Here is a 20,669-nt window from a genome sequence, read left to right on the forward strand (position 1 = left end):
AATTAAATATACAATAATGGCTATATATTTAACAGGTTTGCTGCATAATATCTGTTGAAGTCTCAGCATTCTGATTTTATAATATTACCAAAACACCTAAGTAATGTCCCCGCCTCCATTGAGCTAAAATGAGTGAGAGCTTGTTTTGTATAAACCGAGTTGATATTTTGGCAATAAAAGACGGAGATACAATAAAGATAGATTATACCGGCACACTTGATGACGGTACTGTTTTCGATAGTTCTGCAAATCATGATGAGCCTCTTGAATTCACAGTAGGTGCCTGTCAGGTAATACCAGGTTTTGAAGAAGCTGTAAGAGGTATGGAAGTAGGGGAAGAGAAGACTTTCAGGATCGAGGCTGCTGAAGCATATGGTGAAGTCAATCCTGCTCTTACCGAGACCGTTCCAAGTTCACTTCTTCAGTCTGATGCAGAGATCCATGCTGGAATGATGATCATGGTAGGAACTGCTGACGGTAATCAGATGCCTGCAAAAATAACAGAAGTGACTGATGAGACTATCACAGTTGACCTGAATCACCCACTTGCTGGCATGGCACTGACTTTTAGTATAAAAGTCGTTGAAGCATAAATTATTATTTTGAACCCATTATTCGGGTTCAACATCCAATTTTTCAAACAGAAGCGGAAATTTACAAATTCTAAAAATAAGTTTATTCATTTCATTTTACTGATAGTTTTCTCTTTTAGCTCCTTTACTTTAGAATCATCTGGCTTTTCCTTTAAAGCTTCATCAAACATCTCAACAGCACCAACATAATCACCAAGCCTGTGAAGGGCTATACCTTTGTGCTTCCAGACAACGCTTTTTCCATAACCCAACCCTATCAATTTATTAAAGCATGAAAGAGCCATCTGGTTCTGGCCAAGTTGAAGGCATGTAATACCTTTATTCATAAGGGCAGTGGCATTAGAAGGCTGCAATTGCAAGGCCGCCTCGAAGCACTCATATGCAAGCTCCTGATCTTTCTGCTCTCTCCCAGCCTTAATTCCTTCCTGTATCCACTCTGCTGTACTTTTTCTGTCACGCTGGCGGAGTTTCCTTCTTGCTCTGTTAAGTGCAGCATTATGGTCGAATGGCCTGTCCTCAGGTTTTCTCTGTACAGGTTCGACGGTCTCTTTCTGACCCGGCCTTTCAGTTTTCCTGATAACTTTCCTCTTCTCAGGGATATATGCAGGCTTATTGAGCATCTTTCGGAGTATCATTATCGCCGCATCCTTATCAAGAGGACTGTTATTGTTACCACATTTTGGTGACTGGATACAGGAAGGACAACCATCTAAGCATGGGCAGCTCTCAATGGACCGCAGGGTCACTTCCAGCATTTCAACTATTTTACCATAGCCACTTTCAGCATAGCCAACTCCACCAGGATGTCCGTCATACACGAATATTCCGCTTTTCCCTGATAGGTCATCGTGCTCCGGTGTGGATACACCACCAACATCGTTCCTGTCGGCCAGCAGGTGAAGTGGGTACATTGCTATCATAGCATGCTCAATGGCATGTATACCGCCTGCAAGATCCCGGTCATACTCGCTCACAAGTAGGGTGAACTCGAAGGGCAGTTCAAGCCACAGGGCTTCTGTCTCAAGTCTGAACTCCGGCATATCCAGAGGCAGGTTTCCAAGTTCTGTATCTGTTCGCTGTTGGAACCTCTTGTAACCGGTCACTTGCTGGGTAACATCAACATCACCAAAACCTACCTTGACATCAGGGTAGGTTCCAAGAGGCTTCGTATCAACAACCTCTCTGACAACGATGTCAGATGATACCAGGGATCTTGTATAATACCCGTCCTGTGCCTTCTCTACGTGTATCTCTTTCTTGTTGTGGTCCAGTTTTGTAACGCAGTAAGGAGTTCCTTTGTTGATGTATACTGCGCCCTCGAATGCTTCCCTGTATGCCCGCAGTCTTTCAATATCCTTTTCCAGAGGTTTTCTGGTAGCTTTGTCTATGATCGTGTAATTATTATCATCTATACTGCGTATGGATAATCTCATGTGCGGGTTCGGATCAAGTGATCTCTTTTCATTTGTTCCTTCCAGCAGCCCCTCTTCCTCAAGTACCTTCATGATAGTATCGAACTCAGGACCGAAATATTCACTGTCCTTTGCTCTTAATGGAAGTTCTTTTGCAGCACATACCAGATGGCCTGCCTGTATGTAACGGTTCGAGACATTGACAACAGCTTCTTCACATTTCCTTCTGAAGAAGTCCTGTGGATTTCTCATGTAATATTGGTCAAGAGCATTGGAATCGGCCACAAGTGCAACTATGCTTTCCCTGCTTCCACGGCCTGCTCTTCCTGCCTGTTGTCTGGCGCTCATGATAGTTCCCGGGAAACCATCCATAATACAGGCATCAAGTCCTCCAATATCGATCCCAAGTTCCAGGGCATTTGTGGAGATCACACCATCGATGTTACCTTTTGCAAGTTCTTTTTCTATGGTTTCACGTTCATCCCCGTGATAACCTCCTCTGTAAGGGCTGATCCTTTCCTCTCCTCCTCTTTCTGCGAGTGTGTTCTTTGCCTGGACGTACATCCTCTCAACTTTCTGTCTGGACCTTGCGAAGGCTATTGTCTGGAGGTCACTCTGGACGAAGGTGGTGAAAAGGTCAACAGTCTCTCCGAAACTTGCTTTTCTTCGGGTGATGTTATTTGAACTTGAATATAGGGGAGGGTTCCAGAATATGAATTTCTGTGGCCCCTGGCCTGAACTGTCATTATCGATCAGGGTGAGATCCTTTCCGGTAAGAGCAGAACTGTGAGCTACCGGATTACCAATGGTTGCAGTACAGCATATGTACTGTGGGTTTGATCCATAGTGTTCGCAGACACGGTTCAGTCTTCTCAGGAGATTTCCCATGTGGCTTCCCATGACACCGCTGTATGAGTGGCTCTCGTCAAGGATAATGAAATTCAGATTGGAAAGGAAATGTTTCCATTGATGTTTCCACTGCAGAAAACTTAAATGAAGCATTTCCGGATTTGTAAAAATTATCTTGGTATTTCCGTATTTCACGCTGTCCTTTTCAGCCTTGCTCATTGAACCTACAAATCTGTCGATGTTAACATTGAGTCCCATTGTATGACTTAGTTTTCTGAAAGTCTCAAGCTGGTCATTAACAAGGGCATTAAGTGGTGATATGTAAAGTGCTGTGGCATGTGGCTCTTCCAGGAGACGCTCAAAAACAGGTAGCATATAGCATAAAGATTTACCACTGGCAGTGCTGGTGGAAAGAACAATATTCTTCTTTTCCCTTGCGGCTTCAACAGCATCGGCCTGATGAATATAGAGTTGCTTAATTCCGTTTTCATTTAAAGCATATCTGATCAGTGAGTTAAGTTCTATATCCCTGTATTCTGCTTCCCTGGCGGGCACGTCCTCAATGTGAGTGATCTGTCCTTCATATTTTCTGGAAGATTTTATGTTACTGATCAACTGGGATATTTCCATTTTTGGCTAGCTCCGCTGACTATTACGTAGTTCATCATTTAAAGATTATATTCTGGTTTCAAATTCAATTGATATCATGGGTTGACAATAGTTTCCAATGGAAATAAGCCCGTAATTACCCTTAAATACCCATGCTGACAACGAGATTCCTTTTTTAAATTTCATTGGACCCGATACGGAATTTGGTCCACGCATAATGTTCTTATATGAGAATGCAATTTCCTGTCATTATCGTGAAATCGAGAGATCAGTTTATGTGTAAATGCACGGAAAACGATAAATTTCTGGAAATCCAGATTATAATATAATAAGTAAAGTGATGATTAAAATGGTTCCAAAAAATTGCTTTTTGACTAAAGGTGTTGGTGTACACAAAGACAGGTTAGCATCTTTTGAATTGGCATTGCGCGAGGCGCAAATTGAAAAATACAACCTCGTTACTGTTTCCAGCATACTTCCGCCCAATTGCAAACTGGTTGCCAGGGAAGAGGGAATCAAGCAACTACCAGCTGGAGAAATTGTGCATTGTGTTCTTGCAAGGAATGATACAAATGAACCACACAGGCTTGTATCAGCAGCTGTTGGAACAGCAGTCCCTGTTAATGAGAACAACTATGGTTATATTTCTGAACATCATACGTTTGGTGAGGATGAATCAACAGCAGGAGAATATGCTGAAGATCTTGCAGCAACTATGCTTGCAACTACCCTTGGGATTGAATTCGATGCTGACTGTGCATGGCATGAGAGGGAACAGGTCTACAAAACAAGCGGACACATAATAGATACAACTCATTACTGCCAGACAGCATATGGCGATAAAGACGGTAAGTGGACAACCGTTATAGCAGCAATGGTCTTTGTTGAGTAAAAAGGGTTAAAAACCTTTTTTCTTTTTTTAGACGAAACTTTAAGTGCAATTATTCCAGCGGCCTTTAATTCTATCAATTAACCTTTCGGACCATTGATATATGTTCGATACCTGCGTCTAAATAGGTATTACCGTATTCCTCAAATCCAAATTTACTATAGAAACCGGTTGCGTAAAGCTGTGAAGACAGATGAACTTCTTTTGCTCTCATTGAGATTGCCTTTTCAATTAGTTTTTCCATCAGCAAAGTTCCAAGATGCATGCTACGGTACTCTTTGAGAACACATATTCTTCCTATAACGAAAGAGTCGCTGTACCCAAACACCCTCCCTGTGGCAACAGGTGTCCTATTGTTGTAAACAACCAGATGAAGGGATATAGCATCATACTCATCGAGTTCAAGACTTTCATCAATGCTCTGTTCCAGCACAAAAACATTCTTTCGAACATCGTAGGCATCACTGAAATCCTCTGATCCTTTAATCCATTTTAAGTGCATATTGATATTTTCCCTCTTTCTTAAAAGAAATAATAATATGGACTTAAATAATTTTTCTAATCCATATGCTGATGTTGTTCTAAAAATAATATGCTATCAAGAAACCTCATAAATCGAAAAACTTAAGTAACTTATAGTTTATCGGTAGACGTCTATAGAATATATAGGCATATAGCAATCGGAGAGTTAATATGAATAAATTTTTAAGCATACTCATGGTTTTCCTGATGGTCGGACTTGTAGCCGTATCAGGTTGTGCAGACACAGCTGAAGAACCAGCTGTTGAAGATGTAGCAGAAGATGTTGTTGAAGAAGCAGATGCAGCAGAAGATGTAGCAGAAAATGCAACAGAAGACATGGCAGAAGATGTTGCTGAAGAAACAGATGTAGCAGAAAACGCAACAGAAGAAGTTGTTGAGGAAGTAGCTGCAACAGAAGATGTTGTTGAAGAAGCAGCAGAAGAAGTTGCTAACGAAACAGCAACAGAATAAATTACTTTAACTATATATCCATACCCTGATAGTCTTTTTGAACAGAGGTTTGAAAGGCTATCAGTATGTATGATTCCTCTCTTATTTTCCATCTGACATTATTTATTTCTCATTTTATTTACTGAATATTCTTTGTCTGATTATCTAATCATTTTTCCAGAAATATAAAAGTCGTCTGTGCCTATTGTTTTTAGTAATACATTTTAAAATTTAAAATAGAAAGACTTAAGTGTATTGCAAATTCACGCATATATGTCTATAATTTATAGAGGACATTTCAGGGAGGCTTAAAAGTGAAAAAATCATTGAGTTTTTTACTTATGGGAATATTGATTATTGGATTTGTTGCTGTTTCGGGGTGTGCTGATCGCACAGATGAAGCTGCAGCAGAAGAAATCGTGGACGCAGTGCCAGTATATATTGTAGGGACAGAACCTTATTTCCCACCTTTTGAATATGCAGATGAGAATAACAGTAATGAGATCATAGGTTTTGATGTGGACCTTATAAATGCAATTGCAGAAGACCAGGGTTTTGAAATTGAATGGAAAGACCTGGAATTTGATGCACTTATACCTGCATTACAGTCCGGTCAGATCGATATGATCGTTTCCGGTATGACAATTACTGAGGAGAGGGAAGAGTCCGTTGACTTCAGTGAACCATATATTAATGCAGGTCTTTCACTTGCTGTAGCTGCTGATAACGAGGAGATCAAGAGTCTGGATGATGTTCGGGGTAAGGTTGCTGTGGTCCAGCAAGGTTCCACAGGAGCTATGAAGGCTGATGAACTCAAATCAGAAGGCATAATCGAAGAAGTGATCTATCTTGCACACGTCAGTGACATTGTTATGAATATCCATAGCGGACGTGCAGATTTCATGATAAATGACCTGCCGGTTACAAAATCCTACATGGTCCAGAATCCGGGTGTAATAAAGATAGTCGATGACGATATACAGAGTGATTCCTATGGTTTTGCAGTAAAGAACGGAAATACTGAGCTTCTTAATATGCTCAACGCAGGTCTTGTCAATGTTCAGGCAGATGGGACATACGACGAGATTATGGGGAAATATTTCTAAATATTCTTATTCTGAATATGCAATTTTCATTTGCATATTCTCTATATTATATTTTGTTCAGCTGAAACTGAAATACTGAGTAGCGATAAATTTATATGTCGTTCATGTGTGCCTACTTTTAGGACATATACAGGTAATTTTCACAAAAAATCGAGGTAATACCCTTGTCCCTTTTATCTTCATATCTGGAACACATAATCAAAGTTTTACCTGACCTGGTAACAGGGTCAATGATAACAATTGAGATAACATCTTTCTCTCTGTTTTTCGGAATGATACTTGGTACGATTTCCGGTCTTGGAAAACTATCCCGAAAAAAAATGTTCAAGTATCCCAGCATTGTTTACATTGATTTTATAAGGGGAACTCCCTTACTGGTTCAGATATTGCTTTTCTACTACGGTATTCCGGGTCTTTATTCCAATGCAACGGGAAATCCATTGCAGATAGACCCGATACTTGCCGGTATAATCGTATGCAGTATAAACAGTGGAGCCTACATTGCAGAGATAGTGCGTGCCGGTATACAATCCATAGATAGGGGACAGATGGAGGCAGCACGCTCACTTGGTATGAATGAAAGACTGGCAATGAAAGAGATTATCCTTCCACAGGCATTCAAGAGAATAATCCCGCCTCTTGGAAACGAGTTCATTGCTCTTTTAAAGGATTCGTCACTTCTCGCTGTAATTGGTGTACATGAACTGCTAAAGACGGGTCAGTTATATATTTCCAGAACCTTTGCAGCTTTTCCGGTATATATTGCTGTAGCATTGATGTACCTGATACTGACAATTGTAATATCACGCATAGTTGCATATTCTGAAAGGAGGCTTGGTGTCAGTGATAGAAGTTAAAGGCCTTTACAAGAGATTCGGTGAACTTGAAGTATTAAAAGGTATCACTGTAGACATAAAGAAAAATGAAGTGGTTTGTGTCATAGGTCCTTCGGGCTCAGGCAAAAGCACTTTCCTCAGGTGCCTTAATCTTCTGGAAATGCCAACATCCGGTGATATCACCATCGACGGTGAAAAGATAACTGATAAAGGTATCAACATTAATAAGATACGTGAGGAAGCTGGCATGGTGTTCCAGCACTTTAACCTGTTTCCCCATAAAACAACACTTCAGAATATTGCCCTTGCTCCCATAAAGGTCAGGAAGCTCACAAATGAGGAAGCTGAAAAACGTGCCCATGACCTGTTGAAAAAAGTGGGACTTGAAGACAAGGCAAATGTTTATCCTTCTGCACTTTCCGGTGGACAGAAACAAAGGGTTGCAATTGCAAGGGCACTTGCCATGCATCCAAAGGTTATGCTCTTTGATGAACCGACATCAGCACTTGATCCTGAAATGGTGGGAGATGTTCTTGATGTTATGAAAGACCTTGCACAGGCGGGTATGACCATGGTAGTTGTCACTCATGAAATGGGATTTGCAAGGGAAGTAGGAGATCGGGTACTTTTCATGGATGATGGTGTCATAGTTGAGCAGGGAACTCCCGAAGAGATATTTTCCAATGCTAAACACGAGAGGACAAAATTGTTCCTCAGTAAAATACTGTGAATGAAGTGGCAAAAACTAAAAGTTGGAAATTAAAAACAGATGGTTTGATGCTGAGATCATCTGTTCACTTCTTTTCTGCAAGGTCTTTTATGCCTTTCTCGTCCAACCTGTATATTACCCATTCTTTCTGGGCTTCACCACCAAAGTGTTCATAGAATTGTTTTGCAGGATTCCAGTCAAGCATACTCCACTCCATTCTCCCACAGTTTCGTTCTTCTGCAATCTGTCCGCAACGGACCATTAGCGCTTTTCCAATACCCATTCCGCGGAATTCCGGATGGACAAATATATCTTCAATATACAAACCGGGCTTACCAACGAAGGAAGAGAAGTTATGAAAGAATATTATAAATCCTGCTGGTTTACCGCCAAGCTCAGCTATTATTGCTTCTGCATACGGTCTTTTTCCAAAGAGTGCTTCTCTAAGACTTTCTTCTGTTGAAAGGACATGGTCGCTAAGACCCTCGAATTCGGCTAATGACCTTACAAAGTCCATAATGAGGGGAATGTCCTGTTCACCTGTTTCCCGGATAATTATTTCATTTTTCCCTGGATCGTTTTCCATTATCTCACCTTTGAGCTGTTGCAAATCAATCAATAAATGCAGGTTTAAAGAGCGTCAACTTCTCATTCTATTAGAATACTAGTATTTTTAATAAACCAGTGAAAACTGCTAATAAGGAATAAAAAGATGCAAATTGCGAAAATCGTGGTAATAAGTCTTGTTGTTTTTATACTGGTAACTGTACTAGTTACTCAGGTCCTGCAGGATAAGATCTTCTTCTCGCTGTTTGTCGGCATCCCTTCCGGAATAGTGGCTTTTGCGATAAGCTTTGTTTACCTGTACATGCAAAAGAATGAATAGGAATTAATGAATAAGGTACTGATATGCCACTGCTGACAATATTATCGTGCAAAATTCTTCAGGATGAGGTTGTTCACATTCTGGAAAATGATCCATCAGTAGATGAAATACTGGTTGTTGCCAATGGGCAGGAGGATGACTTTGCCTCCAAACTTCAAAAAACAGGTCTCAAGTTTCGGTTCTTGTCTCCTGATAGATTGCCTGATGATACTGAAAGCTACAAGAATGATCCCACTCGTTATTCTGTTATGGTGTATATGGTTGAGCTTGCATTACATGAGTTTCCAAAGATCCTCAAAACAGAAGTATACAAACTACTGGAAGAACTAAGCAAGTATTCCAGCGGTATCCTCCTCTTTTATGGGCTTTGCGGAAATGTGTTTGACAAGATAGAAACCGATTTTGAACATCTTGGAACATCATGTCCTGTGAGGATACTAAGGGATGAAACACGAACAGTTGATGATTGTGTAGGTGCTACTCTGGGTGGCTGTAGTGAATATCTTTCGACTCTCAAGAAATTCAGTGACAAGGGGACATTCCTGTTCACACCTATGTATGCACATGCCTGGCGTGAGATCATGAGAGTCGACCCTGAGAAACCTGATAAAACGATTAAGATGCTCAGGAAGGTCAATGAGATCACCGGATACAAACGGGTTGCCAAGATAAAGACCGGATTATCCCATACAGATAACTTTGATGAGAAAGTAGCTGAGTTTGCAGAGATTTTTGATTTTGAGGTTCTGGAAATCGAAGGTTGCCAGAATATATTTGAGGACTGCTATACTTCCATCAAAAAAGAGATAGTCGGTTGCTAGTGTAAACTTTCCGTATTTAATGGTTGTACGCCATAGTAGAAAGATTTATACCGTATGGAATCCCAGTTTTTAACAGGGGAAGGTCTTTATCGCTAATGCAGGATGTAAGAACCAGACATATATTCATATTGTTTTTACTGACCTTTGCTTATGCAGGCATATCATGTGAATCGCCAAAGATAGTGTCAACCAGTTCTATAGGTGATGAAATGAGATCAAGGGAAGAGTTACTTAATGAAGGTTACGAAATAGCAACATTTGCAGCCGGTTGTTTCTGGGGTGTGGAATCAACATTTAGAAAAGTAAAGGGTGTGGAATTCACTCAGGTGGGCTATACCGGTGGATCAAAGGAAGATCCAACGTACAAAGAAGTATGCACAGGAACCACCGGGCATGCAGAAGCTGTAGAGATTGTTTTTAATCCATCGGTTGTGCCTTACGAAAAGTTATTGGAGCTTTTCTGGGAATTGCATGATCCTACCAGTCTCAACAGGCAGGGACCGGATATTGGAACACAATATCGTTCTGCTATATTCTATCATAGTGCTGAACAAAGAAACGCTGCCATAGCCTCAAAGATGAATCGGGAAAAATCAGGGAAATATTCCAGAGAGATCGTAACTCAGATATTACCTGCAGGACCATTCTATCGTGCAGAGGAATACCACCAGCAATATTTCGATAAAATGGGTAATGATGGCGGATGTATTCTAAAATATTAAGGTATTGTGCGGATGTTATGATCAATTTGCGTTTACGATCATAAATATCGGCTTGCCTTTTTTCTTTATCTGCCTTTAGTAATGGTAATTGTGTATCGACAAATTTAATACTCCTCTGTTTGAAACAGTTACCATACCAATTTTGATTTTAAATGTAAAGAAAAGACTATTTATAAAGTTATCAAATAATTTAGATCTGACCTTAAAATAAATGCTAAATCTGGAAAGCATCGAACATTTTTAAGAGGAAACTTTATATTTCCCAAATAATGCATGAAACAAAACCGCATCTTGGGGTGACAACCTGAAAGAAAACAGTTCCGAACAAGAAAAACGTATAAACGAAGAGAGATACCGGTTGTTTTTTGGAAACTTGTCCCATGCTGTTCTTATTCATAGAAAAGGACAGATAATGGATGCCAATATTGAAGCGTGTAAGTTGTTGGGCTACACCAGGGAGCAATTGATAACAAAGAATCTGCTTTCATTTGTTGTAGGTAGGGACAATAATACTGAGAAAAGTATCAATGGTGAATTCGCCCAATTTGAACTGAAACTTAGAAGAACTGATGGAACAGTAATGGATGTGGAAATTACTTCATCTCCAGTAGATGAAGGGGATAATTCAATTCAGGGAATTATAATATGTGACATTACAGAACACAAAAATGCTGATAATAACCTGAAAAACCAGCTTCATTTTGTGGAAACACTATTGGATACCATTCCAAGTCCTATCTTTTATAAAAACAAAAATAACGTCTACATTGGTTGTAATAAGGCATTTTCAAAAGAAATAATCGGTGTACCTAAAACAGAGATAATTGGAAAAACACTGTTTGATTTCCCTTATTCGATACCTTATGAGATGACTTCTGTGTATCACAAGTACGACATGGAACTAATGTTACATGGGGGAACACAGGTATATGAAGGAATTGTCAGGAAGACCGATGGTACATCAGGTAATTTCATTTTCAACAAAGCCTCTTTTACTGATTCAAGCGGGAAGATAATTGGGATAGTTGGAGTGATGCTTGAGATAACTGAATACAAAAAGGCAGCAAATTCTCTTATTGAAAAGACAACATTACTTGAGGGGTTACTCGAGTCTTTACCGGACATGGTATTTTTCAAGGATATGGATGGTGTATATCTTGGTTGTAACCCAATTTTATCAGAATTCATGGGCCGTTCTGTGGAGGATATCGTTGGAAAGAATGATTTTGATCTTTTTGATGAAGATACAGCAAGATTTTTCCGTGAAAAAGATAAAAAAGTAATTGAATCCGATAGCTCTCGTAAAAATGAGGAATGGTTGGATTATCCTGATGGGTATAAAGTACTCTTTGAGACATTTAAAGCTCCTCTTAAAACACCGGATGGGAAACTTATCGGTTCCCTGGGTGTTAGTCGTGATATCACGGCCCGAAAAAATGCAGAGCAACTAATGCTTGAAGCAAAAATAGCGGCAGAGATAGCAAACCGGACAAAGAATGAATTCATAGCGAACATGAGCCATGAACTTCGTACGCCATTGAATTCAATTATAGGCTTCTCTGATGTTCTGCTTGAACAAATGTTCGGGGAATTGAATAATGAACAGGAAAAATACCTTGGGCATATATCGGGTAGTGGTAGGCAGCTATTAGGTATAATCAATAGTATTCTCGATATTTCTAAAATAGAAAATGGGGAAGTTGAGCTTTATTATGAAAATATGAATATTGTTGATCTTATTCATGAAACTATAAAAATACTCAAACCGCTTGCAATTCAGAAGCATATCAGTATAGATGTGCAGGATAGGTCTGTCACAGGAACATGTGAACTTGGTAAAACTCAGATATCACAGGTTCTTTACAATATTATCGGAAATGCGATAAAGTTCACTCCACAAAATGGATCGATATCTATTTCCATCGTGGAAAATGAAGACACTTTTGAGGTATCGGTGAGTGATAGCGGGATTGGTATTCCTGAAGAACGCATGGAAGAAATATTCCTGCCATTCAGGCAACTCGAATCCCATGCAAGCAGACGATATGGGGGGACAGGACTTGGGCTTGCTCTTGTAAAAGAGTTCATCGAGATGCATGGCGGGGATATATATGTGAAAAGTGAATCCGGAAAAGGAAGCAATTTCATATTTACAATACCCAAAAAAGTAAACGGAAAATGAAAGCAAGACCCAAAAACCTATAAACTTAAAATTAAATGTATAAGTGGTGAGGATATGCAGGAATTTACGATGGAAGAAGTTGCAAAGTATAATGGTAGAGATAATGAAAAAGTGTATGTTGTCTACGATGGCAATGTCTATGATGTAAGTGCCAGTGAGTTCTGGGACGGTGGGGAACATATGGGATTACATGAGGCAGGAACAGATCTGACCGAGTCTCTGGATATGGAAGCCCCTCATGAGACTGATGCACTGGAAGGTTACCCTGTAGTGGGTACGATCAAAAAGTAAGCAAACAATGTTTTTTAAACAGTTCAGTTTTAGTATTATAGTAGTTTTACAGGGGTAGCTCGAATATGAATGATGAACCTTTATCAGGTTCACTTTCAACACGAATTTTTCCTCCGTGCATTTCTATATATTTCCTGACAATTGTAAGCCCAAGTCCTGAACCATCATAATTCCGGTTCAATGCCGACTCTATCTGCCTGAAAGGTTCAAACAGCTTTTTCTGATCATCAGGATGTATGCCTATACCTGAATCCTTTACCTCTATTTCGATATTATTCAGAACCCTTTTTGCAGATACATGAATGGAACCGTTTTCCATGGTGAATTTTATTGCGTTTCCTATCAGGTTATAGAGTATCTGTTTTAGCTTAAGCCTGTCAGCAGTTATGGTCCTGATATCATCATCAATATCAAATTCAAGAGAAAGGCCTTTCTTTATTGCAAGGGTTGAAACAGTTTTCTTGACTTCATCAAGTACATCATAAATATCGAACTCTTCTGTAACCAGATCCATTTTTCCTGCTTCTATCTTAGATAGGTCCAGAATGTCATTTATAACTTCCAGAAGGTGCTTGCCACTGTTTGAGATGTTGGTGAGGTACCTTGTTTGTCGTTCATCAAAAACATCATGTTCATTATAGATCAGCATATCTGAAAAGCCTATAATTGAATTCAATGGTGTACGAAGTTCATGACTCATATTGGCAAGGAACTCACTCTTTGCTCTGTCGGAAGCTTCCGCAGCAATTTTTGCTGAAATAAGTGCTTCTTCTACCTTCTTTCTACTGGATATATCATAAAAACTCTCAACTAGATACTCTTTTCCTTTTAGGTTGACAGAAACCACTGATTTTATGATGGGTATTTTCTTTCCATTTTTGTCTAAAAGGAATTTTTCAGACAGGTCAACTTTTTGACCAAGGTCTATTATGGGGCATTGTTCTTCCTGGGCAGGACAAACAAATTTATGACAAATATTTCCGATGATAGAGTCCCTGGGAAGACCTATCATCTCTGATGCAACTGGATTTACATCGGCTATTGTTTTATTTTCTCTGTCAATGAGTAGTATTCCACTGTTTATGTTGTTGATAATAGTTGTCAATCTTTCCAGAAGGTCATGTTCCATATTATCCAGACGTTTACGTTCTGAAATATCACGGATGATGGCAGCGGCATTCCATGTTCCATCGGATAGCTGCATTGAGGATAATGAAAGTTCGATTGGGAATTCAGTTCCATCCTTTCTTTTTCCTTCAAGTTCGATTGTGTTACCAACAACCGGACCTAACCCTGTTTCTGTAAATTTCTTGAAACCAGACTTATATGCTTCAAGATATCTATCAGGTGAAATAAAACTGTGAATATCTTCACCCATTATCTCATTATCAGAATACCCGAACATTCTTGTAGCTGCATCATTCCAGAAGATGGTTTTACTTCCATTGTTGACCATTATTATTGCATCATTGGCAGAGGTGGCTATTTTTGAGAATTTTTCTTCACTAAGAAGTAATTTATCTTCCGCTTCTTCTCTTCTGACAATCTCTTTTCTAAGTTCATTTTCACGAGACAACAATTCTGTAATTTCATTGAAGGTATAAAGTCGCCCGTAAATAGTCTCATTATTTAAAAGAGGCAGTGAATATGCCTCAATGGTCTTTCCATCCTGTAGTTCTATGAAAGATCTGTGTAGAATTGATGAGAAACCTCTGTCTACAACCCCTTTTTCAAATTCTTCCGGATTTTTGGTCTTTAAGCTGATTGCTTTCAAGATCAGTTTTGCATCTTTTTCAGATTCCATTTCAGGCGGTAAATCAAACATCCTGATAAATTCAGGATTAATAAAGAGTATTTCACGATTTGTATCAACTGCAATGAGGCCATAAGTAACAGATTCGATTGTGGACCTGAATATAGAACTTGTTTCCTGCAAAGAATTCAGCATGGAATTGATGTTGTCTGCAAGGTCAGATAATTCATCATCTCCATTCATGTAAAGGCGGGAGTTGATATCAGCTTTAAAATCAATTGTCTCAATTCCATTTCTTAGTGAAGTTATTCGGGATAACAGATTCTTTTTCAACAGGAAAGACAAAAGAAGGGCAAATAATACTGATATCAGGAGGGTCATGTAGAATGTTGCTGATATAGCTGCAAGTCCTTCTTTGTAAATGAGTCTTGACATCTCAGTTTTCGCTATAAATGATGGTTTTCCGTAAATATCTTCAACTAGGAAATAAGCTGAAATAATGTTATTATTATTTGTCTTTATAATGTAATTTTCATTCAACAGTTGCTCTTTGATAGATACAAAATCAGAAGGCAAATCTGAATTTTCAAAGGACTGAACATTAATAGGGAGTAATGTTTGTTCCTCCATTGGTTCTATAAATGAGTCATCAAGAAACCTTCCCATAATAATAGTACCGGCAACAGGACCTGTATAATCGCTTTTTATAATTGGCCTTGAGACAACTATGACAGGCGAATTCTCTAGCGTGATGATGCCTGAAAATGATGAGTTAATTGAAGGATGGTGCAGCAGGATGCTACCTTTATAGAAATGTTCAAGAAAATCAGGGTCTATAGTGATCTCTTTTTCTTCTGTCAGGTCAACAGCTTTTTTGTAAACGAGTTTTCCATCTGTATCGTAGAACATTACTAAATTGATATTCAGGGTTGTAAAAGTTTCAAGAAAATTAAAATTTGATGTGATGTAATCTGAATTATTTTCCAGCATGAATTCATATGTTGCATCCCATGCAGACCAGTCATACAAGGTATCATCCATATGGTATATCTCATTCTGGAATGCTCTCTGGACTCTTTGTGAATTATCTTTCAGCACATCGTTTTCAATTTGTTCCGTATGGCTCATGAAGACGTAATGGGTAACAGCTGCTGTTAGTAAAAAGAGGAATAAAAAAACTATTCCCAGAGTTATTGTTGTTTTGTTATAGATCTTCATACTGTCACCGTGGCCTGAATGCAAAAAGGCGTACAATCTGCTCAATTTTATGTGCTTTACAGAATGAGCTGAAATATCCATCAATTTTAAATAATCAGGTATACGTTTTTGATGTGCAACTTATACTCAAAGTATAATTTATGCAATTAGTATACAATAAGATGTATAAATATTATGTGTATTTATATCAAAAGAAATGTTTGCGACTTATCGTTATTTAGAGAAGGTTATTTTGGAGCTATCTTTATAATGTATGCTTGTTTATAGGATGCAACACACAGGTGATGTTTTGGTAAGAGTACTTGCAACAGGAACATTTGATCTGCTTCATCCGGGACACATACTCTATCTTAGCGAAGCAAAAAAGATGGGTGATGAACTCTATGTGATAGTTGCCAGGGAATCTATGATCAGGCATAAACCAAAACCGATAATTCCGGATGAACAAAGACTGGAAATGGTAAGTTCCCTGAAGATCGTTGATAAGGCCATTCTTGGAAGCGATTCTGATATTTTTCTACCTATAAAGCAAATACAACCTGATATAATTGCGCTTGGATATGATCAGGGTTTTGATATTCAGCAACTTGAAAAAGATTTATGCGATAAAGGTTTTGCCTGTAAGGTGGTACGGGTTGGAGATTCATTATCATGTCCACTTTGCAGTAGCGGGAAGATAATTAAAAAAATACTTGAACGCTACAAGTAAGCAAAAGTTAAAACCGTATTTTAAAAATGTAAAATAAAAAAGGACATATCAGACAAGTGCTGTTTTTATCCTTTCTAATCCTTCCTGTATTCTTTCCAGTGATGTAGCATAAGATATTCTTATGAAATCCTTGCCGCTTTCACCGAAGGCAGAGCCCGGAGTGACTGCAACGTGTGCATCCATAAGTAGTCTTTCTGTAATGGCATCACCATTTCCATACTCGCTCACATCTGCAAAGGCATAGAAGGCACCACCAGGTTTCTGGCATTTTAGACCAATGGCATTAAGGCCGTCTACAAGAAGGTCACGTCTCATCTTGAACCTGTCAACCATTTCGGTTACTGGTTCCTGTGGTCCTTCAAGAGCTGCAACGCCACCGTACTGGACAAAGCTTGTTGCACTGCTGACGGAATGGGATTGTATCTTTAACATACCTTTGATGATATCCGATCTTGCGTGAACATAACCAAGTCTCCACCCGGTCATTGCGTAGGCTTTGGAAAAACCGTTGACTGTGATGGTTCTGTCCTGCATACCTTCAAAGGAACCAATGCTAAGGTGTTCCCTGTCGTAGATTATCTTCTCATATATCTCATCGGAGAGCACGAGTATATCATTATCGATAGCTATATCAGCTATATTTTTTAAGGTCTGCTTATCATAAACAGCTCCAGTTGGATTTCCTGGGCTGTTAACAACTATAAGCTTTGTTTTGTCAGTGACGTACTCTTCAGGATTCTGAGGCTTAAAGCCATCTTCTGCATCAGTTGGTACCCATACAGTGTTGGCACCTGCAAATTTAATGGCAGGATCATATGAGACCCATGCAGGATCAAAAAGTATTGCCTCATCTCCATCGTCAAGTACTGACATCATTATTTCAAAAATGGCCTGCTTTGCACCGGGTGTGATTATTATATCCGAAGCCTTTGCATCCAGTTTGTTCTCTGTACAAAGCTTGTTGGCAATAGCATCCTTAAGTTCCGGAATTCCGGCAGAAGGTGTGTAATGCGTTTCACCCCTGTACATTGCATCTGCTGCTGCATCACATATGTGTTTAGGAGTGTTAAAATCAGGTTCACCCAGAGTGAAGCTGATTATATCTATACCTTCCTGTCTCATTTTGTTGGCAACATTTGCAGCTTTAATCGTTGCCGATTCTTCCACACGCTCGAGTCTTGATGATGCCATGGAACTATCCAACCATTTTTTTAGTATGAACCCTTAAAGACGTTGTACGAGTTTGACTGCTGCTTCCACAGCACGTTTTGCATAGTCCACACGCTGGTGAGCTTCCATTCTGGTCATGCCTGGTCCGGCAATTCCCAGGGTCACAGGTTTGTTATATTCAAGTGAAAGATCGGTAATCTTCCTTGCTGCATGTTGCACAACGATCTCGTCATGTTTTGTTGCACCTTCAATAACAATTCCTATTGTAACCACTGCATCAATGTCATCGCGCTCACAGAGTTTTTTGATAGCAAGGGGCATATCATATACTCCTGGAACCAGGATCTTTTCCACTACCTCTACTCCAAGGAACTTTGCATGCTCCTCACCGAGCAATTCCATCTGGAAAGTAAGGTCTCTGTTAAATTCAGCTATTACAAATCCCAATTTTATGGTCATGATAATCACTTAAGATTTTTATATTAATTTATATTTTCCATCATTTCTTTATACGACATCATATCCTTGCAGGCCCGACATCCTCAAATCCCTGTCTTTGACCGGTGCCTGCTTCCTTTATCAATTTCTCAGGTCTGGATAACATTTTGACAACATTGAGTGCATGTTCTCTTGATCTTTGTTCCATAAGGAAGGCCAGTTCTTTTTCATCCTTTGCCTCATCCTCATGAACAAAAACCTCTATGATATGGGTATTTGTCATAAGCTGCGCCTGGATAATTCCAGTAGATGCTTCATGTGCGCATATCTTATCCTGCTCTTTGCTGCCGGGCATGCCAAGAGCTATAACTATGTCGCATCCTTCCTCATCTATAAGTTTTTTGGCTGCCACCGGGAGATCCTTTATGCCTGGAACTGTTCTGCGCATTATCTTTGCAGACATGTTCTTCTGGATCTCATCGATTGCAGCTTTACCCATGTTAAAGCGTGCAAATGTAGTGTCTACAACGCCTATTGTTGTCATGCTCACCTGATTAATATTAAAGGAGGGTATCCAGCACTTCGCTGGCGGCTCCCACGCCGATTCCCAGTTCGGATATTACTCCTCTCTTTCTGAGGACTACTTCAAGTTCCTGTATCGTCAGTATGATATCTTTTGGCTGTACATTGCCCATGCTTCCAATCCTGAAGATCTTGCCGCTAAGGTGATCCTGTCCTCCCGCGATGGTGATACCTCTTGCCATCATATCTTTCTTTATATCATTGCCTGTAACTCCTTCTGGAGCTTTCATGGCTGTGACTGTGTTGGAATAGTGGCTGAATTCATCATTAAGCTGCGGGAACATTTCAATACCCATTGCATTTGCTGCTGCACGGACGGCTTCAGCACATGTTGCATGGCGCTTTATCCTTGCATCCATACCTTCTTCCTTTACAATATGGAGTGCTTCCTGAAGGCCGAAGAACAGGGGAACTGCCGGAGTATATGGTGTCTGTGACTTGTCGCCGCTCTTCTTGTATGCTTTAAGATCCAGATAATATGGCAGTGATTCCTTTTCGTCCATAGCTTCAAAGGCACGTTTACTGACAGAGGCCATTGAAAGGCCAGGTGGTGCAGCGAGACATTTCTGTGAACCGACAACAGCAATATCGACACCCCATTCATCTACTTTAACGTCATCTCCTCCGAGGGTTGTCACACCGTCCATTATGAAGAGTACGTCGTGTTTCTTTGCAAGCTTACCAATCTCCTTTGCAGGATTCTGAATTCCTGCTGAAGTTTCATTGTGGACAAGGGTGATTGCTTTTGCACCTTCTTCAAGCTTCTTTTCGACTTCGCCCAGATCAAAGGAGGAACCCCATTCATTTTCAAGAGGATTTACTTTTCCGTACCTCAAGGCTATCTTCTTAAATCTTTCACCGAATTTTCCATTTTCAAGGGTAACTACAACATCGTCTTTGCCTGTTGTACATCCAACAGCTGCTTCCATTGCGGCAGTACCTGAACCACTTAAAATAAAAATATCATTTTTTGTCTGGAATACGTCAGCCAGAATTTCACAGCAGTCATCATACATTGCTGAGAACTCTGCTCCCCTATGATTGATCATAGGTTTTGACATTGCCCTGAGAACACGAGGTGCAACAGGAACTGGTCCTGGCATCATAAGAAGTCCATCTTCTAGATCCATATAAATCTCCTGATTATCTTTGACCTGTAAATTATGATTTCATTAATGTTCAATTACGTTAATTAACTGTACTATTATCATGGTATGTTACCTGCATGATATACAATTAAGTTAGCCCGAAAGGGCAACTTTTGCCTGATATGCAACCTTCTTATTTAACTTTAGCCAGACACATTATTCACTCAGCAATTTCAGTATGTCGTACTTGGTCACGACTCCTGTTACCTGTCCTTTTTCCAGTATCAGGACCGCCGGATTTTTCTCCAGCATGTAGGATGCAGTTTTGACATCTGTGTTTGGGGAGAGTGTCGGGAATGAATCACCCATTATATCACCTATTTTCATATGTGATACAACAGAAGTCTTCTTATCCGTCATTGATCTGACTATCATATCTTCTGACAGGCTGCCAACAGAAATTCCATCCTGTATGACCGGTATCTGTGATATGTTGTACTTTTCCATGATGTGGACTGCAGCATCGATGCTTTCATCAGGTGATACGGATATCAGGTCCCGGTTCATTATGTCCCTGACATAGATGTCCTCTCTTTCGATATCATTGAATACATCGATGATCTTTCTGAGGGTCGACAGTCTGGGGTCTACATCCCCCGCTTCTATTCTGGCTATAAGCGGTTGACTGACACCTGCCCTTTTTGCAAGATCACTTTGTGTAAGACCAAGGTCCGTCCTTTTTTGCTTCAATTCATCAGGTGATGGAAGTTGCATAGGTATTACTGAAGGTAATTATCCTATTTAAATCCAATTAGGAAATAACAATTTTTCGCT

General features: G+C 39.7%; 21 protein-coding genes. 12 read left to right on the forward strand and 9 right to left on the reverse strand.

Annotated features, from left to right (window positions below):
* Nucleotides 1-167: 167 nt before the first annotated feature.
* Nucleotides 168-593, forward strand: a complete 426-nt coding sequence (locus RE476_RS01960) for an FKBP-type peptidyl-prolyl cis-trans isomerase (RefSeq protein ID WP_309308680.1) — start codon at nucleotides 168-170, stop codon at nucleotides 591-593.
* A gap of 86 nt (nucleotides 594-679) precedes the next feature.
* Here the strand turns inward: RE476_RS01960 and RE476_RS01965 are convergent, their stop codons facing one another.
* On the reverse strand, nucleotides 680-3,484 hold the full coding sequence (locus RE476_RS01965) for a DEAD/DEAH box helicase (protein WP_309308682.1): 2,805 nt from the start codon (nucleotides 3,482-3,484) through the stop codon (nucleotides 680-682).
* A 328-nt stretch (nucleotides 3,485-3,812) separates the two neighbouring features.
* Between RE476_RS01965 and RE476_RS01970 the strand changes: the two genes are divergently transcribed.
* A complete protein-coding gene (locus RE476_RS01970) occupies nucleotides 3,813-4,355 on the forward strand; it encodes a pyruvoyl-dependent arginine decarboxylase (protein ID WP_309308684.1) in 543 nt (180 codons plus the stop codon).
* A gap of 73 nt (nucleotides 4,356-4,428) precedes the next feature.
* Here RE476_RS01970 and RE476_RS01975 read toward each other — a convergent pair whose 3' ends face one another.
* Complete coding sequence (locus RE476_RS01975; protein WP_309308685.1) at nucleotides 4,429-4,854, reverse strand: GNAT family N-acetyltransferase; 426 nt, start codon at nucleotides 4,852-4,854, stop codon at nucleotides 4,429-4,431.
* Nucleotides 4,855-5,045: 191 nt separating this feature from the next.
* Here RE476_RS01975 and RE476_RS01980 point away from each other — a divergent pair, with 191 nt between their 5' ends.
* The 4 genes from RE476_RS01980 (at nucleotide 5,046) to RE476_RS01995 (ending at nucleotide 7,996) form a co-directional block, all read left to right on the forward strand.
* Nucleotides 5,046-5,345, forward strand: coding sequence for a hypothetical protein (locus RE476_RS01980; protein WP_309308687.1), 300 nt, complete (start codon nucleotides 5,046-5,048; stop codon nucleotides 5,343-5,345).
* 293 nt (nucleotides 5,346-5,638) lie between these two features.
* Nucleotides 5,639-6,430, forward strand: coding sequence for a basic amino acid ABC transporter substrate-binding protein (locus RE476_RS01985; protein ID WP_309308689.1), 792 nt, complete (start codon nucleotides 5,639-5,641; stop codon nucleotides 6,428-6,430).
* A gap of 164 nt (nucleotides 6,431-6,594) precedes the next feature.
* A complete protein-coding gene (locus RE476_RS01990; protein WP_309308691.1) occupies nucleotides 6,595-7,287 on the forward strand; it encodes an amino acid ABC transporter permease in 693 nt (230 codons plus the stop codon).
* Nucleotides 7,268-7,996, forward strand: coding sequence for an amino acid ABC transporter ATP-binding protein (locus RE476_RS01995; RefSeq protein ID WP_309308693.1), 729 nt, complete (start codon nucleotides 7,268-7,270; stop codon nucleotides 7,994-7,996). Before RE476_RS01990 ends, RE476_RS01995 begins: the two co-directional genes overlap by 20 nt.
* Nucleotides 7,997-8,060: 64 nt before the next feature.
* On the opposite strand, the gene RE476_RS02000 is transcribed toward RE476_RS01995, so the two are convergent.
* Nucleotides 8,061-8,561: a GNAT family N-acetyltransferase gene (locus RE476_RS02000; RefSeq protein WP_309308695.1), complete on the reverse strand. Its 501-nt coding sequence runs from the start codon at nucleotides 8,559-8,561 to the stop codon at nucleotides 8,061-8,063.
* Nucleotides 8,562-8,687: 126 nt separating this feature from the next.
* On the opposite strand from RE476_RS02000, the gene RE476_RS02005 reads away from it, so the two are divergent.
* The 5 genes from RE476_RS02005 to RE476_RS02025 all read left to right on the forward strand — a co-directional run bounded on the left by RE476_RS02005 (nucleotide 8,688) and on the right by RE476_RS02025 (nucleotide 12,877).
* The gene (locus RE476_RS02005) at nucleotides 8,688-8,861 is read left to right on the forward strand and encodes a hypothetical protein (protein ID WP_309308697.1); all 174 of its coding nucleotides are present in this window, start codon (nucleotides 8,688-8,690) and stop codon (nucleotides 8,859-8,861) included.
* Between the two features lie 23 nt (nucleotides 8,862-8,884).
* Nucleotides 8,885-9,682: a DUF1638 domain-containing protein gene (locus tag RE476_RS02010; RefSeq protein ID WP_309308700.1), complete on the forward strand. Its 798-nt coding sequence runs from the start codon at nucleotides 8,885-8,887 to the stop codon at nucleotides 9,680-9,682.
* Nucleotides 9,683-9,891: 209 nt separating this feature from the next.
* Nucleotides 9,892-10,404 (forward strand): peptide-methionine (S)-S-oxide reductase MsrA, encoded by a 513-nt coding sequence (gene msrA / locus RE476_RS02015; RefSeq protein ID WP_309309544.1) that lies wholly within the window; start codon nucleotides 9,892-9,894, stop codon nucleotides 10,402-10,404.
* A 337-nt stretch (nucleotides 10,405-10,741) separates the two neighbouring features.
* Nucleotides 10,742-12,586 (forward strand): PAS domain S-box protein, encoded by a 1,845-nt coding sequence (locus RE476_RS02020; protein ID WP_309309545.1) that lies wholly within the window; start codon nucleotides 10,742-10,744, stop codon nucleotides 12,584-12,586.
* Nucleotides 12,587-12,640: 54 nt separating this feature from the next.
* On the forward strand, nucleotides 12,641-12,877 hold the full coding sequence (locus tag RE476_RS02025; protein WP_309308702.1) for a cytochrome b5 domain-containing protein: 237 nt from the start codon (nucleotides 12,641-12,643) through the stop codon (nucleotides 12,875-12,877).
* Between the two features lie 46 nt (nucleotides 12,878-12,923).
* Here RE476_RS02025 and RE476_RS02030 read toward each other — a convergent pair whose 3' ends face one another.
* The gene (locus RE476_RS02030) at nucleotides 12,924-15,848 is read right to left on the reverse strand and encodes a CHASE4 domain-containing protein (RefSeq protein WP_309308704.1); all 2,925 of its coding nucleotides are present in this window, start codon (nucleotides 15,846-15,848) and stop codon (nucleotides 12,924-12,926) included.
* Between the two features lie 253 nt (nucleotides 15,849-16,101).
* On the opposite strand from RE476_RS02030, the gene RE476_RS02035 reads away from it, so the two are divergent.
* Nucleotides 16,102-16,557 (forward strand): adenylyltransferase/cytidyltransferase family protein, encoded by a 456-nt coding sequence (locus RE476_RS02035; protein ID WP_309308706.1) that lies wholly within the window; start codon nucleotides 16,102-16,104, stop codon nucleotides 16,555-16,557.
* Nucleotides 16,558-16,605: 48 nt separating this feature from the next.
* Here RE476_RS02035 and RE476_RS02040 read toward each other — a convergent pair whose 3' ends face one another.
* The 5 genes from RE476_RS02040 to RE476_RS02060 form a co-directional block, all read right to left on the reverse strand.
* Nucleotides 16,606-17,748, reverse strand: coding sequence for a pyridoxal phosphate-dependent aminotransferase (locus RE476_RS02040; protein WP_309308708.1), 1,143 nt, complete (start codon nucleotides 17,746-17,748; stop codon nucleotides 16,606-16,608).
* A gap of 33 nt (nucleotides 17,749-17,781) precedes the next feature.
* Nucleotides 17,782-18,186 carry a 6,7-dimethyl-8-ribityllumazine synthase gene (gene ribH / locus RE476_RS02045; protein ID WP_292466149.1) on the reverse strand — a complete coding sequence of 135 codons (405 nt, stop codon included), beginning with the start codon at nucleotides 18,184-18,186 and terminating at the stop codon, nucleotides 17,782-17,784.
* 58 nt (nucleotides 18,187-18,244) lie between these two features.
* Nucleotides 18,245-18,709: a riboflavin synthase gene (ribC, locus tag RE476_RS02050; protein WP_309308711.1), complete on the reverse strand. Its 465-nt coding sequence runs from the start codon at nucleotides 18,707-18,709 to the stop codon at nucleotides 18,245-18,247.
* A gap of 16 nt (nucleotides 18,710-18,725) precedes the next feature.
* Nucleotides 18,726-19,877 (reverse strand): pyridoxal-phosphate-dependent aminotransferase family protein, encoded by a 1,152-nt coding sequence (locus tag RE476_RS02055; protein ID WP_309308713.1) that lies wholly within the window; start codon nucleotides 19,875-19,877, stop codon nucleotides 18,726-18,728.
* 174 nt (nucleotides 19,878-20,051) lie between these two features.
* Nucleotides 20,052-20,609: a CBS domain-containing protein gene (locus RE476_RS02060; RefSeq protein WP_309308715.1), complete on the reverse strand. Its 558-nt coding sequence runs from the start codon at nucleotides 20,607-20,609 to the stop codon at nucleotides 20,052-20,054.
* Nucleotides 20,610-20,669 lie beyond the last annotated feature (60 nt).

Origin of the sequence: Methanolobus mangrovi (assembly GCF_031312535.1) — an archaeon.
GTDB classification, from domain to species: domain Archaea; phylum Halobacteriota; class Methanosarcinia; order Methanosarcinales; family Methanosarcinaceae; genus Methanolobus; species Methanolobus mangrovi.

Coding starts and splice junctions, on each gene's coding strand:
- RE476_RS02055 (WP_309308713.1), bottom strand. CDS start 19,877: ATGGATCTAGAAGATGGACTTCTTATGATGCCAGGACCAGTTCCTGTT.
- RE476_RS02000 (WP_309308695.1), bottom strand. CDS start 8,561: ATGGAAAACGATCCAGGGAAAAATGAAATAATTATCCGGGAAACAGGT.
- RE476_RS01980 (WP_309308687.1), top strand. CDS start 5,046: ATGAATAAATTTTTAAGCATACTCATGGTTTTCCTGATGGTCGGACTT.
- RE476_RS02040 (WP_309308708.1), bottom strand. CDS start 17,748: ATGGCATCATCAAGACTCGAGCGTGTGGAAGAATCGGCAACGATTAAA.
- RE476_RS01970 (WP_309308684.1), top strand. CDS start 3,813: ATGGTTCCAAAAAATTGCTTTTTGACTAAAGGTGTTGGTGTACACAAA.
- RE476_RS02005 (WP_309308697.1), top strand. CDS start 8,688: ATGCAAATTGCGAAAATCGTGGTAATAAGTCTTGTTGTTTTTATACTG.
- RE476_RS02060 (WP_309308715.1), bottom strand. CDS start 20,609: ATGCAACTTCCATCACCTGATGAATTGAAGCAAAAAAGGACGGACCTT.
- RE476_RS02010 (WP_309308700.1), top strand. CDS start 8,885: ATGCCACTGCTGACAATATTATCGTGCAAAATTCTTCAGGATGAGGTT.
- msrA (WP_309309544.1), top strand. CDS start 9,892: ATGAGATCAAGGGAAGAGTTACTTAATGAAGGTTACGAAATAGCAACA.
- RE476_RS02025 (WP_309308702.1), top strand. CDS start 12,641: ATGCAGGAATTTACGATGGAAGAAGTTGCAAAGTATAATGGTAGAGAT.
- RE476_RS02030 (WP_309308704.1), bottom strand. CDS start 15,848: ATGAAGATCTATAACAAAACAACAATAACTCTGGGAATAGTTTTTTTA.
- RE476_RS02035 (WP_309308706.1), top strand. CDS start 16,102: ATGCTTGTTTATAGGATGCAACACACAGGTGATGTTTTGGTAAGAGTA.
- RE476_RS01965 (WP_309308682.1), bottom strand. CDS start 3,484: ATGGAAATATCCCAGTTGATCAGTAACATAAAATCTTCCAGAAAATAT.
- ribC (WP_309308711.1), bottom strand. CDS start 18,709: ATGACAACAATAGGCGTTGTAGACACTACATTTGCACGCTTTAACATG.
- ribH (WP_292466149.1), bottom strand. CDS start 18,186: ATGACCATAAAATTGGGATTTGTAATAGCTGAATTTAACAGAGACCTT.
- RE476_RS01975 (WP_309308685.1), bottom strand. CDS start 4,854: ATGCACTTAAAATGGATTAAAGGATCAGAGGATTTCAGTGATGCCTAC.